Annotated in this window: 1 protein-coding gene; it reads left to right on the forward strand. The window is 56.6% G+C overall.

What is annotated here, in order from left to right; all coding sequences use genetic code 11:
- Window positions 1-134 precede the first annotated feature (134 nt).
- Complete coding sequence (locus tag FS320_RS45760) at window positions 135-278, forward strand: hypothetical protein (protein ID WP_153885426.1); 144 nt, start codon at window positions 135-137, stop codon at window positions 276-278.
- Window positions 279-530 lie beyond the last annotated feature (252 nt).

Genomic DNA, 530 nt, shown 5'->3' on the forward strand with positions numbered 1-530 from the left:
ATAGAGACAAGTATCCATAGCGGGGCTCCTCAACCGTTGCACACCCCGCATCCGCCTCATCAATCTTCACGAAAGCTATTCCAAATCAAGCACTTGAAGCGAGTAATAAAATTGCTCACCAGCCTCTAGTCGACTTGGACCTGGAATATGAGCAGGAGCGGGAGGTCCTCAGCCGAAGGTCGCTCGGCGCTACGCTGAAGGCCCGGTCGCTCACAAAGCTCAAGGACCAGTACCGCATCAGGCGCCAGCCCTATATCCAGCAGCTCACGGCACTCTAAGAATTCACCTGAGATCGGCTTGGAACTCGAACGCCATCGCGTGGAGGTTCGCAAGGTTAACCGGACGACCGCAGACGTCGTTCATGATGCGCTGGAGCCCGCGAAAGAAGCATCAGAGCACTAGTTGTTTGGTGGCGGAACGTTGTTGGGATCGGGTGCGTTACGCCATTGAGGAGTACACTTGGCGCTTTGACGGCCTGCGACGCCGAGCTTCTCACCGCAGGAGGACGTGATGCACTCCCTTCATCCGCA

The sequence above is a fragment of the Microvirga tunisiensis genome (genome assembly GCF_009296175.1).
GTDB lineage: Bacteria > Pseudomonadota > Alphaproteobacteria > Rhizobiales > Beijerinckiaceae > Microvirga > Microvirga tunisiensis.